Below are 12,102 nucleotides of genomic sequence, written 5' to 3' on the forward strand. Positions count from 1 at the left end.
TACAAAAAATTATAATAAATAATGTAAATATTCTTATAAAGAAGTAAAAATATCAGTAATCCATACTTTCTTTTATAAGATGCATTAACTAAAAAGGTTTTACGAATAGGAGAAATATGAGGAATTCAATATGGAAGACGAAGAAATACTGAAATTATTAAGACCATATGTCAGAGAATGGTTTACTAATAAATTTGGACAATTTACAGATCCTCAAAGATATGCAATACCTTACATTAAACAAGGAAAGAATGTATTGGTTTCAAGTCCTACGGGCACTGGTAAAACATTATCAGTCTTTTTAGCAATTATTGATGATTTGTTTCAAATGAGTGAAAATGGAGAACTTCAAAATCAGATATATGCAATTTACATAAGTCCTCTTAGGGCGTTAGATAATGACATGGAAAAGAACCTATTAATTCCATTAAAAGAGATTTATCAGATAGCTAGTCAAGAAAATTATAATATAAGTGAAATAAATGTAGGGGTTAGAACAAGTGATACACCATCAAATATAAAGCAAAAAATGCTCCGATCACCTCCACACATTTTGATAACAACACCAGAATCATTAAGCATCAGTTTATCAGCTCCTAAATTCAAAGAGAGACTTTCTACAGCAAGATGGGTTATTGTTGATGAGATACATGAAATAGCATCAAGCAAAAGAGGTTCGCACCTTTCATTAAGTCTTGAAAGGTTAGATTATTTGGTTAAAAGTAAAACTGGAAGAAGCTTGCAAAGAATTGGTCTTTCAGCAACAATATCGCCATTAGAAGAAGTCGCAAAATACTTGGGCGGTTATGAAAATGATAAGCCTAGAGAAGTAGAAATAGTAGATGCAAGGTTTTCTAAACCATTCGATATAAGGGTTATAACTCCCAAGACTGATTTAATTCATGGAAGCGCTGAAGAAATTAATAATGAGATATATGAAACGCTAGCAAATCTAGTCAAGAGCTCTAAAACTACTTTAATCTTTACTAATACTAGAAGTGCAACAGAAAGAGTTTCTTATAAATTAAAGAAGTTGCTGGCAAGTAAAAAAATGTTGGATTTAGATGAAATAGAAGCTCATCATAGTAGTCTCTCTAGGGATGTAAGGCTAAATGTAGAAGAAAAGTTAAAGAAAGGTCAACTGAGAGTAGTTGTATCTAGTACAAGTCTAGAGTTAGGAATCGATATAGGCTACATAGATTTGGTTGTTTTGCTTAGCAGCCCAAAAAGCGTGAGCAGGCTATTGCAAAGAATAGGCAGGGCCGGGCATCACATTTCTCAAATTAGTAAGGGTAGGATTATAGTAGTTGATAGAGATGACTTAGTTGAGTGTACTGTTCTGGCAAAAAGTGCCTTGGATAGGCAAATAGATAATGTTAGGATCCCTATGAATCCCTTAGATGTTTTGGCGCAACAATTAGTAGGAATGTCTATAGATCAAAAATGGAACTTAGAGGAGGCTTATGAATTAATAAAAAGGTCATATAATTACCATTCATTGAGCAAAGAGGAATTTATGTCAGTTATTGATTATTTGTCAGGAAAGTATGGTTTGGAAAGCGAAAAAGTTTTTCCTAAGATATGGTATGATGAGAATGAAAACGTTTTTGGAAGAAAGAAAGGTGCAAGAATGATATACCAACTGAATACAGGTACAATACCTGATGAGGCAAAAGTAAGGGTTATGACTACTGATGGAAAATATGTAGGAAATCTAGAGGAGGAATTCGTAGAAATATTAGAGGAAGGAGATATATTTATACTTGGAGGAAAAACCTATAGGTTTTTAAAAAGCAAAGGAATGGAAATTAAGGTAGAGAGTGCTGAAGGAAAAAAGCCAACGGTTCCTGAATGGTTTAGCGAAATGCTGCCTTTAAGTTTCGACAGTGCGTTAAAGGTCGGTGAATTTAGAGAAAAAATAGGAAAACTTTTAATTGATAAAAGATTTGATGATGCTAAGAGAATTTTAATTGAAGACTACTTATTAGAAGAACATGCAGCTAATGAAATAGTAAGGTATATTTGGGAAGAACTTGCTTATGCAGGCGTAGTCCCTGGTAATAAAAACATATTAATAGAATATTTTAAAGATGAAGACGGTTGGAATATAGTTTTTCACATGCTTTATGGTAGAAGGGCGAACGATGCATTATCTAGAGCTTATGCAAGTGTATTGTCGAATGTTCTTGGATTACCAGTAAAGATAACAGTAACTGACAATGGATTCATGTTATCATATCAAAGTATTGAAAAACTAAAAGATCCAGATTATAATATGATTAAAGAATTAATAAAAGACGTAAACAAAGATAATTTTAGAAATATACTGGAAAATGCTATAAAGAGAACAGAAATGATGAGAAGAAGGTTTAGACATGTCGCTCAAAGGAGCTTTATGATACTAAGAAGATATAAGGGATGGGAAAGAAGCCCTGAGAGAATGCAACTTAATGCCCAAAAGCTTCTTGAATTACTTTTGGAAGAAATCCCAGATTTACCAATAATTAAAGAAACATTAAGAGAAATCTTAGAAGATTATATGGACATAAAGGCTGCAACAAAGGTTTTGGAGTGGATAGGAAATAATGACATTAAAATTCATATAAAAGGTCCTATGCCATATCCATCACCATTTGCCCATAGTATAGTTGCTAAAGGATTTAGCGATGTTATTTTGATGGAAGACAGAAGAAAACTTATATCGTTACTTCACGATAAAATAATGGAATTAATAAGTTCATCTGGTTTATCTTCTAGTAATAATGAAGTTCAATAATATCGTTAATCTTTGATTGATAATTAATGAGTAGTAACGATTATAAATTTTTCGAGTTAATTTTATAAGATTATGAAGCTAAAGATTTATAAAGCAATTATGTATATCCATTTTCCACTAATGAAAATGCGGCTTCTCTCCAAATTTTCTTATTTAAAAAACATGCTATGGCTATAATGAATAATATCATTGATATTATTGACCCCCAAACTATGTTAAATGATGATATTAATGATACAATTATAACAACATATATAGGTATAGCAAAGAACATCTGTCTTCCTCTCATTTGTCCAGGCATAACGCCTTCCTCCTTTATTTGCGGAATTATATTAAACCTTGAAACAATATAGAATGAAATTATAAGGATAGATGGAAATGCTATAGCTAATGTTGGTACTTGAGATAGAGCCGCTTTCCCTCCAACAAAATATAATAAGGCATTAGCTATTATTAAAGGTAGAGTTATTATAAACGTTGCTATAGTCTTTGAAAGGCTAAGGTGAGATAAATATTCTCCTGGATCAACTGATGTAAATGAAAGCCAAGGCCTTTCGTTAGAAATAGAAGATTGGGTAAAGCTATAGAAAAACGATATTGAAAAGATAGTTATTATAATTGATGCAGTTTGAGCGTAAGGAAGAAAAATTTTCCATACAGCTATACAATAAACAGCTGATAATACAGATAAATAGACTAATAAAGTCCTTAATTTGATTCGATTGGAAAAATATTTAATTCCATATCCCATTCCACCACTTCTGCCAGATATTGTTATATACATAATATTTAAATAATATAGTGCTTTAATTCCAGAATATTTGCTAAATCTCAATAAATCCTTAAATTCAGCGTTTCCTTCTCTCGACAAAGATCTTTGATACTCCAAGCTAACGCTAGCTAATTTTCTTACTGTAAATATCATTGATATTATCGTTGCAGGAAATAAGACCAAAATTCCATATAATGGATATCCAAAAAATATTCCTGTTGGTGAAAATTTAAAGCCAAAGTATGGTGAAATTCCCCATAAAGCCAATAAGACAGCTATTATTGCTCTCCTTGTTGTTTGCAGATCTCCAACATATGTGCTAAGTGAAGTTATAAAAAGAATGAAAAGTACAAAAGATATTATAATGTCCCATACGTTTAACTCTAAAAATGGCAAATAAAATCCTACAAAAGCAATAATAGCAGTACCTAGAATAACTATTTGCGCAATAAACAGAGATATTATTAATTGAGATTTTTTTATGGGGAGCATAAATAGATAGTCTCTATCGGATTTTAAAACAGCTAGTCCTCCTGAAAATGAAGAAAATACCATAAAAAATGTAGCGTAGGCAACAGCATAGTATTCTGGTATTTTTGTTTCAATCTTAATTCCTGATTTCATAATTTCTAGTCCTGTAAATATTGAATACAAAATGACTATTAATAAGATTGCAAGCATTGTATTTGATACTCTTGTTTTTATTACAAATTTTAGCAATTTAAAGAATTTACTCATTTTACCACCATCTAAAAGTTGTTTGTCATCAATCTTGCGACAACTCTTTCTATAGGTTCTCCTTCGTTTGCCATACTCTTAAGTTTATCAAAGGATCCATTCCATATAACTGTTCCTTTTGATATCATTACTATTTTGTCTGTTAGTCTTCCCGCAACGGCCATTATGTGAGTTGAAACGAGCATAGTTGATCCCATCTTATTAAGTAAAGATATTACTTCTTCTTGTGTTGGTATATCCAAGTAATTCAACGGTTCGTCAAGCAGTAAAACTTTGGGCCTATGTATTAAAGCTAAAGCTATGGCAAGCTTTTGCATATTACCTCTTGACAGCTTTGATACTTTTGCCCTTTCATACTCTCTCAATCCTAAAGTATCTAGCATCTCATCAACTCTATTACTTAAGTCCTCTATATTTCTTAAGGCTCCAATATATTCTAAATTTTCTCTTACAGACAAATTTCTATAAGGTGTTGCATCTTCTGGCAAGTATCCAATTATTTTTTTAGAATTTATATCCATTAAAGGATCCAATCCATATACTTTAATTTCTCCTCTATCAGGCTTTAATATTCCTGCGATAAGCTTTAAAGTAGTAGATTTTCCAGCCCCATTAGGACCAAGCAAAGCATATTTTTCTCCATCTGGTATATTAAATGTAATCCCTCTTAGAGCGACGTAATTTCCATATAATTTAACTACATTGTTTAGAGATATAGCATCGTTACTTTTTATTTCCACTTTTGACACCTAATGGTTTCATTTTTCTAAATATATTTTTATGATTGACATTTTTAAGTATTAGCTATATTAATTTATTATTTAATTAATACTATGATTCAGCTCATTATAATATAAATGACTCTTTTTTGTTAGCAAAATTAAATGCATTAATTATTTCGTCTTTTATCTTTATAATTATATCGTCGTGACTAATATTAATATCAACTTTTTCTTGCGTTTTTGAACCTTCTCTAGGCCCATTGATAATTATTTTAGCGCTTCCATTATATAGATCTATTTTACCGTTACAATTAGATTCTTCTAGATTTATGTTTAGAGCATTAGCAATTTTGTATTCTGCATGTCCTGCATGTCCTATATTTATGTTAATGACTTTCCAATAATTTATTATCAATACTATTGTGTTGAAATTACTTTTTACCCATTCCCTTAGCACACTTTCTAAAATATATGAATTACCGCCATGCCCATTTAAAAAAACAATTTTATTGCCTCCAAATTTTTTTATTGAATTCAAAATAGATTTTATCAGTCCTGAAAAAGTTTCCATATCTAATGTAATAGTTCCCTCTGTATTAGCCCATTCTGGAGAAAATCCATAATAAATAGTTGGTAATATCACTATATTATCCATTACTTTGCAAAGATCAGATGCAATTTTGCTAACAATAATAGAGTCAAGACCTAATGGTAAATCGCAATGTTGTTCAATACTTCCTACGGGAATTATAAATATATGTTCTTTATATTTGTTGATATCAATTGACTTCAGATTAATATACTCTAAACAATTTTTTGTTTCTACCATTTTTATCACTCTATTTTTGTTAAAAGCTCAAGAAGAAATTAAGTTTTTGTTATTTCAGTAATATTTAAAATTAAACAAAATAAAATATAAACGGGAGATAATTATGGACGATATAAGAATAGGAAATGTTTTAATTCAAGGCAATCAAGAGCTTGTGTTATTCCGTGACAAATATTTCTACAAGATAGGAGAAGGTGAAAAAAATAAGTATTTGGATACGAAAAATTTTTACTCCAATCTGCCTCAATCTTTGGAATACTTAATCAAAAACTTAGATCTATTTAATATTAAAACAGAATATAATCTAGATTCTATTTTATTGCCTCCAAATCCATATCCTAGCAAGATAATTGGCATTGGGAAGAATTATATTGCTCATGCAAAAGAAATGAAGGGTAGTTTAAAACCCGCATTTTTCTTAAAAGCTACAAGCGCTTTAATTGGATCAAATTCTAATATTATAATTCCAAATTTTGTTAAGAAGCCAGACTATGAAGGGGAAGTAGTGTTATTAATTGGAAAAAAAGTTAAAAATGCAAGCATAAACGAAGCTAAGGAATCTATAATTGGATATACTTCTGGTAATGATGTTACAGCTAGAGATCTACAATATGGGGAGAATAATAATGAGTGCTTACCGTGGAGTCAAGCAAAGAGTTTAGACACATTTTCACCCGTAGGACCGTATATCAAGATTATACAAAGCTATTCAGAAATGGAAAATTTATGTATAACTACAAAGCTTAACGGTGAAGTAGTTCAACATGGTTGTCCATCTGATATGTATTATGATTATGCAAACATAATTGTTGAGATATCAAAACTTATGACTTTATATCCTGGAGATTTAGTATTTACTGGAACTCCTCCTGGAGTAGGCCATGCCAAGGGGTATTATTTAAAAGATGGTGATAATATAGAAATTATTGCCTCAGGTTTGGATCCTTTGAGAAATAAAGTTGTAAGACTTAATTATTAATTATTTGAAATATTTTATTAAATAATAGATGCCAATTAATAAAGTTAAAGCACTTATTATATAATCGAATCTTAGAATTAATAATTTGTTAGATCCGAAATAAAATCCTATTAATGTAAGAGACGCATTCCATGGTATTGAACCAAGCAATGTATATAGTCCAAACCTGTACAAATTCATTTTTGAAAAACCAGCAGGTAATGAAATTACTGATCTAATAGCTGGCATAATCCTTCCAAAAAATATTATAGAATTACCATATTTATTAAATAGATCATCAGAAATGTTTACGTATTTAGTATTTAGCCTGAAATATTTGACAGCAAAATTAATAAAAGGTAATCTAATATATATACCTATATAATACAAGAGTAATGAGCCTATCAAATTTCCTAAAGTTCCAAAAGCAATTATAGCATAAAGATTAAGGAAACCATCCTTGGCTAAAATTCCGGCTAGAGGCATAACTACTTCGCTTGGAATAGGTATTAAAGCGCTTTCTGCAGCCATTAAAGCCAATATACCCAAATATCCAATTTTGTTTAGTATTTTAAGGCTAATATTTAGCATAATTTGAGTAATGTTACCTCCTAATAAAAAATGATAAGATACAATAAAAATAGTTAAAATAATAAAAATTATTGAAATTATAAGGTTTTCCTTTTCTTTATTCAAGCATTCACACCAATCTTTATTGTTTGTTCTGGGTTATCTTTTTTACTAATTGACATTTTTTAGCTACTGTAATTAATGGTAAGTTAGGAGGTATTATGAGCTCATCTACAACTTTTATTGATCTTACCTTGCTAACAAAAATATTTATGTCAACGTCTGAAGAAAAAGATAATTTTTTTATATTAGAAAATACAACAGGTTTTTCAGCATTTTCTAGGTCTTGTTTAGTCACATTTAATTCATTTATATTGCTCACTAAGTCAAACTCAGCTATACTAGAGATCAGTTGCCTAAATGCATCAAACGGGCCTTTAATTATATTTTGTCCTGTTTTAGTTGCCTTTTCGCTTATTTTTTTACCAATATCTTTGCCAGCCTCCAAAGTTACTAAAAATTGACTCATTGCCTGATTCATTAAATCTCCCACCGTAGTTCCCATTTCTTTCGCAGCTTTTGAAAAGCTTTCATAGAGATCTTCATTTATACCTCTAATTGTATAGGTTTTTTCTTGCTTCTTTTCCTCATTTTCTTGGTTATTCTCAGACATTTTGTCATCCCTGTATTACTAGTAAAACAAAGTTTATAAGTTTAACTGTATTACATTCAAATCGTTTTATCAAAAAGGTTTAAAATTTATATGTTAATATAAACTTAGTAGTGATGCGAAGTGATTTCGGATCTCATATTATATATATTTCTAATATTTGGGATAGTTTTAGGAATAACAATGAACCTAAGCCATAGGTTTGGAAAAAATTCATCTAAAATTTTAAACATCATTTTAATGATATCCATTTTGGATTTAATATTTTTCATGGCAATTACTGCTGGAGAATTTATAACTAAATACTTAACTAGTAGTGAAAGTCTATCATTAATTTATTCAATAATTTTGTATTCTTTATTGCCTGGTTTTATAGGTATTTTAATAGCATCTATTCTTCTAGGTGGAAAAAATGGAAAATAGATTCAAGGAATTTATACCTCCATTAGGCGTATTTACTGTTGGGTTATTAATAGGTTTATTTGTGAAGCTTCCTACTAATTATATTGAAAACATTGCAGTATATTGGTTGTATATTTTGTTAGGATTAATAGGAGTAGTCATAGGTATTTCCGCTAAAGATATTTTAAAGACAGCAATAAGGGGAATAAAAAATGGCGTTCTATTAACGGTATCTGTCTTCATTGGAGATATTATATCAGGTCTTGTTATTTCCTTAATATTAAAGCAAAGTTTGAATTATGCCTTATCTATATCCATTGGTTCGGGGTGGTATTCCTTAATAGGTCCTTTTATTTCAATATATAATCCATATTATGGAGTTATAGGATTTGTTTCCAATTTATTAAGAGAAGCATATACCTTATCTCTTTATCCAATTCTTTATTCAATTTTTGGAGTTCCTTCTATAGCTATGGGTGGAGCTACTACAATGGATACATCACTTGGAATTATAGTAAAATATTCAGGTATTGAAAATAGTTCCTCAGCATTAATGCAAGGTTTAATTATTACCGTTATTTTACCGTTTATTTTACCGTTTTTAATTACATTTCATTAATTTTATATTTTATTTCGCTAACTTCTTTAATTAACTTTTCAAATTGTTTTTGAGCCATATAATAAGAATCTAGAATATCACGCTTTTCATATAAATAATAATATGATACTAGGCCAGTAATTATATCCCCTGCACCGGTTCTATCCTTGACTAAGTTTCCCTTCGGTTTTATTTCAATTTTTTTATTTTTAGAAATAATAATTGTATTCTGCATACCCATAGTATATATCAAAGTAGCATTTCCCAATTCTATATTTTTGATTTCATTTAGGGACAAATCATCATTAGATAAATGAATTAAATCTATATTATTAATTGGAATTAATTTTGTCCAATTTTTTAGAGCTCTTGTATATCCTTGTGGGTCTAAGGTTATAGGTTTATGGAGTTCCTTTATATAATCTGGAGGTATTTCATTGAATATGGGAGAAATTATTAATATATCGTATTTAGTTTTTGATAGCATATTTTTTAGCTCATCAATGCTTATTGTTTTAATTTCCCCAATAAATTTAGTGATCCTATAATTGTCTTCGTATTTATGATAAAAAACAGCCCCTCTTACATCTTGAAAGATACCCAAAGTATTTATTCCAAGCATTTCCTGTATTTTTACCGTTTTCTTAGTTTCATATCCAATGGGACCAAAAAAATATACATCGCAATCCATTTTTCTTAATGTAAAACCAGTATATAGAGGAGGCCCGCCTGCACAAGATTTTTCGTTGTTATCTACATTAATGATATCAACTGTTGGAGATGATATTATTAATGATTTGCAAGCCATATTTTATCACTCATAAGTTCTCATTATTATATATTCCCTTGTATGTCTTTTCAGGTTCATTTCTTAGTTTTATAAATGTTATTTGTGCAATTCTTGCATATCTCTCTATTTTTACTCCGTTATCATTTATAACGTTTAATAAAGCTTCTCCTCTTCCAATATATCCAGGATCCCACAAAGCGCAATTAATTGATGCTCCCATTCTCAATAGACTGCTTCTAGGAAAACAGATACCTATAGCTTCTTTAGGAATTTCTACTATATCATAAAATCTTATTTTATAGCTTCCTTTGCTTAATAAATATACATCATTAGTTGGCAAAATTTCTTCAAATTCTGGCAATATTCTCTTATTCTTTCCTAAGAATCCATTATTTAAAAACCTAAACACTTTGTCTAGTTTTAAATCAACGCCAGCTGGTTGTATTTGTTCATCTTCTACGCCTTTAATAAATGTTGAAATTTCTTTCCCTGTATATGCCATATTAACACCTATAAAAAATGTGGTTTATGATGTAAAAAATTTTTATGAAAATTTAGTAATAAAATGAGACCAACTTTACTCTATTATTGGCTTCATCATATAAATAAACTTTTCCGGGCTCTTCGTCTTGAGTCTTTCTATGAGTTCCATCGCAATAAGGTTTATTCTTTGATAAAGAAACAACAAACCTCGCCCCTTCTAGGGGGCGGAATAAAATTTTTTAAATCAAAAAATACTATTTCTATTTGAGATGCTCTCCAGATGCCTTCGTCTGGTCAACTCTTAAAACATGAGGAGCGGGAGCCGATTTCTCCCGCAATACCAGATGAAGGCATCTACGAAGTTAATTATACAAATAAGAGAACAAATGTTATCCGCATTCTTCCAAATGGTTTTCAGAAAAGGAAGCTCAGAAGGCTAGCTAATATATCAGCAAAGCTCTTCAACGAGTTAAACTATGAGAGAAGACAACAGTTCTTTCATGAAAAGAAAGTTGACTTCAATAAAACATGGGACAAATACTACAAAAAGTATAAGGAAGAGCTAAAAGTTAATGCTCAAGCAGTTATGCAGAAAAACAACGAGGCATGGTCATCTTTCTTTTCTTTAATAAAGAAAAAAGGAAAACTACCAAAACATATGAAGCATATAAAACCACCAGGATATTGGATTGATAAAGATACTAAAAAGAGAAAGCTTTTACTTGTTATTAGACAAGATAGATATGTTATAAATGAGCAAAACCATAAGTTAGTCCTAAAGGACTTCAATTTAGAAATAGATTTTGCTGGTAGACTTAGATGGTATGGAAAACAAGGTAGGCTGGAGATATACTATGATGAAACAAGAAACGCATGGTATGCTTCTATACCAGTTGAAGTAGGTGTTGAGAAAACTAAAACGGGAAAGGAGAGCAAGTATATCGTGAGAGGAGAGAGGAAGAAAATACAAATTGAATCACCTAAAGGTAACAAATTATCTTCAATTGACTTAGGCATAAATAATTTAGCAAGTGTAGTATTAAATGATGGAACTTGGTTTCTTTACAAAGGTATTAGGACTAAGGAGGACTATTTTTATTTAGAGAATAAGATATCGCAAGTACAATCCTTAGCAGATAATACAAAAAACCTTGGTGAATATGAAGCATATGATGAATTATTAAAAGAGAAGAAAAGGCTTTTTAAGAAATTAATGAGAAGGCTTTTGCATTTATATAGGAATTTTGCTTTTCATCTAATGAAGAAGTTACATGAATTAGGTGTTTCAACTATCTATTTAGGTTACCCTTTTAACATCGCACAAGATAAAGGCAACAAATTTACGGTAAACATGTGGTCTTATCGTAAATTAATTGATACAATTGAACTTAAAGCACAAGAATATGGCATTAAAGTATATGAAGTTATAGAATATAATACGTCCAGATACTGTGCTTATCATAATGTAGAAGTTAAAAGAGGACCAAGGGGAGTCATTAATTGTCCCTTAAAACATAAACTTCATTCTGATTTAAATGGGGCTTTAAACATATTAAAGAAAGCAACAGGTAAAGTATTATCATCAATAAAGAAACCCCTATCTTTTATTGTAGAACATAACAGAGTAGCACCCATAAAAGGGGTGTAACCCTCTAGACCTCAGGAAACCCTCACCCTTCAGGGCGGGGAGGAGGTCAGCCCTTTCGTGCAACACTATCCTAGCCATTTTGCTCACCAAGTAATTAAATTTATAGAAATTTTTAAGAAAGAATATATATAATTATTTTAATCGAG

11 protein-coding genes and 1 pseudogene are annotated in these 12,102 nt (G+C 30.3%); 5 read left to right on the top strand and 7 right to left on the bottom strand.

Going from position 1 to position 12,102, the window contains the following annotated elements; genetic code table 11:
• Nucleotides 1-112 precede the first annotated feature (112 nt).
• Nucleotides 113-2,776 (top strand): annotated as a pseudogene (locus RXO53_RS01075) (ATP-dependent helicase); the annotation flags it as partial.
• Nucleotides 2,777-2,873: 97 nt separating this feature from the next.
• Here the strand turns inward: RXO53_RS01075 and RXO53_RS01080 are convergent.
• From RXO53_RS01080 to RXO53_RS01090, 3 genes are all read right to left on the bottom strand, one after another.
• On the bottom strand, nucleotides 2,874-4,286 hold the full coding sequence (locus RXO53_RS01080) for a hypothetical protein (RefSeq protein ID WP_410712431.1): 1,413 nt from the start codon (nucleotides 4,284-4,286) through the stop codon (nucleotides 2,874-2,876).
• Nucleotides 4,287-4,297: 11 nt separating this feature from the next.
• On the bottom strand, nucleotides 4,298-5,026 hold the full coding sequence (locus tag RXO53_RS01085; RefSeq protein WP_410712432.1) for an ABC transporter ATP-binding protein: 729 nt from the start codon (nucleotides 5,024-5,026) through the stop codon (nucleotides 4,298-4,300).
• A 106-nt stretch (nucleotides 5,027-5,132) separates the two neighbouring features.
• Nucleotides 5,133-5,837, bottom strand: a complete 705-nt coding sequence (locus RXO53_RS01090) for a creatininase family protein (protein ID WP_410712433.1) — start codon at nucleotides 5,835-5,837, stop codon at nucleotides 5,133-5,135.
• 103 nt (nucleotides 5,838-5,940) lie between these two features.
• Here RXO53_RS01090 and RXO53_RS01095 point away from each other — a divergent pair, with 103 nt between their 5' ends.
• Nucleotides 5,941-6,816: a fumarylacetoacetate hydrolase family protein gene (locus RXO53_RS01095; protein ID WP_410712434.1), complete on the top strand. Its 876-nt coding sequence runs from the start codon at nucleotides 5,941-5,943 to the stop codon at nucleotides 6,814-6,816.
• On the opposite strand, the gene RXO53_RS01100 is transcribed toward RXO53_RS01095, so the two are convergent.
• Both RXO53_RS01100 and RXO53_RS01105 read right to left on the bottom strand, forming a co-directional pair.
• Nucleotides 6,817-7,491, bottom strand: coding sequence for a DedA family protein (locus RXO53_RS01100; RefSeq protein ID WP_410712435.1), 675 nt, complete (start codon nucleotides 7,489-7,491; stop codon nucleotides 6,817-6,819). It abuts the gene before it with no gap.
• Between the two features lie 16 nt (nucleotides 7,492-7,507).
• Entirely contained in the window at nucleotides 7,508-8,038 is a 531-nt protein-coding gene (locus RXO53_RS01105) for a hypothetical protein (RefSeq protein ID WP_410712436.1), read from the bottom strand.
• A 120-nt stretch (nucleotides 8,039-8,158) separates the two neighbouring features.
• Here RXO53_RS01105 and RXO53_RS01110 point away from each other — a divergent pair, with 120 nt between their 5' ends.
• Both RXO53_RS01110 and RXO53_RS01115 read left to right on the top strand, forming a co-directional pair.
• Complete coding sequence (locus tag RXO53_RS01110) at nucleotides 8,159-8,458, top strand: hypothetical protein (RefSeq protein ID WP_410712437.1); 300 nt, start codon at nucleotides 8,159-8,161, stop codon at nucleotides 8,456-8,458.
• Nucleotides 8,448-9,056, top strand: a complete 609-nt coding sequence (locus tag RXO53_RS01115) for a lysine exporter LysO family protein (RefSeq protein ID WP_410712438.1) — start codon at nucleotides 8,448-8,450, stop codon at nucleotides 9,054-9,056. Before RXO53_RS01110 ends, RXO53_RS01115 begins: the two co-directional genes overlap by 11 nt.
• Here RXO53_RS01115 and RXO53_RS01120 read toward each other — a convergent pair.
• Complete coding sequence (locus RXO53_RS01120) at nucleotides 9,043-9,843, bottom strand: hypothetical protein (protein WP_410712439.1); 801 nt, start codon at nucleotides 9,841-9,843, stop codon at nucleotides 9,043-9,045. The two genes, RXO53_RS01115 and RXO53_RS01120, sit on opposite strands and share 14 nt — an antisense overlap.
• Nucleotides 9,844-9,853: 10 nt before the next feature.
• Nucleotides 9,854-10,327 carry a deoxyuridine 5'-triphosphate nucleotidohydrolase gene (locus RXO53_RS01125; RefSeq protein ID WP_410712440.1) on the bottom strand — a complete coding sequence of 158 codons (474 nt, stop codon included), beginning with the start codon at nucleotides 10,325-10,327 and terminating at the stop codon, nucleotides 9,854-9,856.
• Nucleotides 10,328-10,588: 261 nt separating this feature from the next.
• Between RXO53_RS01125 and RXO53_RS01130 the strand changes: the two genes are divergently transcribed.
• Complete coding sequence (locus RXO53_RS01130) at nucleotides 10,589-11,956, top strand: RNA-guided endonuclease InsQ/TnpB family protein (RefSeq protein ID WP_410712441.1); 1,368 nt, start codon at nucleotides 10,589-10,591, stop codon at nucleotides 11,954-11,956.
• Nucleotides 11,957-12,102: the final 146 nt, after the last annotated feature.

The organism is Caldisphaera sp. (genome assembly GCF_046536515.1).
Taxonomy (GTDB): Archaea; Thermoproteota; Thermoprotei_A; order Sulfolobales; family Acidilobaceae; genus Caldisphaera.

Excerpts from the sequence above, each read along its gene's own strand:
- RXO53_RS01080 (WP_410712431.1), bottom strand. The coding sequence starts at position 4,286 with ATGAGTAAATTCTTTAAATTGCTAAAATTTGTAATAAAAACAAGAGTA.
- RXO53_RS01115 (WP_410712438.1), top strand. The coding sequence starts at position 8,448 with ATGGAAAATAGATTCAAGGAATTTATACCTCCATTAGGCGTATTTACT.
- RXO53_RS01130 (WP_410712441.1), top strand. The coding sequence starts at position 10,589 with ATGCCTTCGTCTGGTCAACTCTTAAAACATGAGGAGCGGGAGCCGATT.
- RXO53_RS01090 (WP_410712433.1), bottom strand. The coding sequence starts at position 5,837 with ATGGTAGAAACAAAAAATTGTTTAGAGTATATTAATCTGAAGTCAATT.
- RXO53_RS01095 (WP_410712434.1), top strand. The coding sequence starts at position 5,941 with ATGGACGATATAAGAATAGGAAATGTTTTAATTCAAGGCAATCAAGAG.
- RXO53_RS01105 (WP_410712436.1), bottom strand. The coding sequence starts at position 8,038 with ATGTCTGAGAATAACCAAGAAAATGAGGAAAAGAAGCAAGAAAAAACC.
- RXO53_RS01120 (WP_410712439.1), bottom strand. The coding sequence starts at position 9,843 with ATGGCTTGCAAATCATTAATAATATCATCTCCAACAGTTGATATCATT.
- RXO53_RS01125 (WP_410712440.1), bottom strand. The coding sequence starts at position 10,327 with ATGGCATATACAGGGAAAGAAATTTCAACATTTATTAAAGGCGTAGAA.